The organism is Sphingobium xenophagum NBRC 107872 (genome assembly GCF_000367345.1).
Classification (GTDB): Bacteria; Pseudomonadota; Alphaproteobacteria; order Sphingomonadales; family Sphingomonadaceae; genus Sphingobium; species Sphingobium xenophagum.
The window spans coordinates 1-1,306 of record NZ_BARE01000131.1; the positions used below are offsets into that span (position 1 = coordinate 1).

1 protein-coding gene is annotated in these 1,306 nt (G+C 61.0%); it reads right to left on the reverse strand.

Annotated elements, in window-relative coordinates; translation table 11 throughout:
• Positions 1-155: 155 nt before the first annotated feature.
• Complete coding sequence (locus SX1_RS22205; protein WP_019054865.1) at positions 156-1,214, reverse strand: IS5 family transposase; 1,059 nt, start codon at positions 1,212-1,214, stop codon at positions 156-158.
• Positions 1,215-1,306 lie beyond the last annotated feature (92 nt).

Consider the following 1,306-nt stretch of genomic DNA (forward strand, 5'->3'; position numbering starts at 1 on the left):
AGGGCACCTCGAACAATGCGGCTTCGGGCTGGCGTTGACCGCCTGAGAGGTGTCCGGCCAGCGCTTACGCCGATTTCGTCTCCCTCAGTAGTCTGATTGGGCGCTATTCGCTCGGTGATCCGGCCAATTTCGGCATGGATCGTGGATTTTGGGCGCTATGGTGCTGCCATCCTGCCACGTTCGAGTACGACCAGGCGGCGCATGTTGTAGGCAAGGTTCTGCATGCCGATCTTCGTCGTCGCGCGCACAATGCCGATGGTGCGCACCAGCTTCCCGCCCATACTGGTGTGCTGGCTGCCGAACACATGCTCGACGCGCGAGCGCACCGATGAGCGCGTCTTGTTCGCCGCCTCCTGCCGCGCCGTGAGCGGCTTGCCGCGGCAGCCTCGACGGTGGATCCTGCTCTTGAACCCACGCGCGGCGAGTTTCTCCTCGGCCTCGTGGCTACGATAAGCGCTGTCGGCCCACACGGTGCTGGCGGTGTTGGCGCCATCGAGCAGGTCATCGAGCTTCTGACTGTCGTGCACCGATGCACTGGTCACGCCATACCGCCGCACCAGCTTATGCCGACGGTCGATACACACGTGGTTTTTGTAGCCAAAGTGCGAGCGCCCGTGCTTCTTTGTCCAGCGGGCATCCTTGTCCTTTTGGCGGTTCTTGGCCGGCTTCTTTTCCCACTCTTCAGGGGTTTTGCCCGACTTCACCGTCGCATTATCGTCGCGCGAGTTGCGCTGGCGCGGTGCGGGAACGATGGTTGCATCGATGATCTGACCGCCCATCGCCAGATAGCCCTTGTCCTTGAGATAGCCGTCGAACAGATTGAACAACTTCTCCACTGCGCCCGCCTTTGCCAGCGCCTCACGGTATAGCCACAGCGTCTTGGCATCAGGCACCGCGTCCTCCAATCCCAGCCCGACGAAGCGCATGAACGAGAGCCGGTCACGCAACTGGTATTCCATCGCTTCGTCCGACAGGTTGTACAGCGCCTGCAGCACCAGCACCCTGAAGATAAGTACCTCGTCCCAAGGTTTGCGGCCTGCAGCGCTCTTGCGATCCGCCTCGGACCGACGCAGCCCGCCCTTGATCAGAGCCGTCTTCAGCTTCAACCGGAACATCTCAAAAGGCACCGCCGCATTGATCGCCACCAGCGGATCGCCATGCGCATCCAAGCCCGCATACCGGTTCTCAAGATCAAACAATCCAGGCTGACCCATCTCGTAATCCCCACGTCACCGCACGACCCGCGCGTCAAACGCTGAATCCGATTGCACGCCATCAGGAAAGACCTATTTTTCGAGGTGCCCTT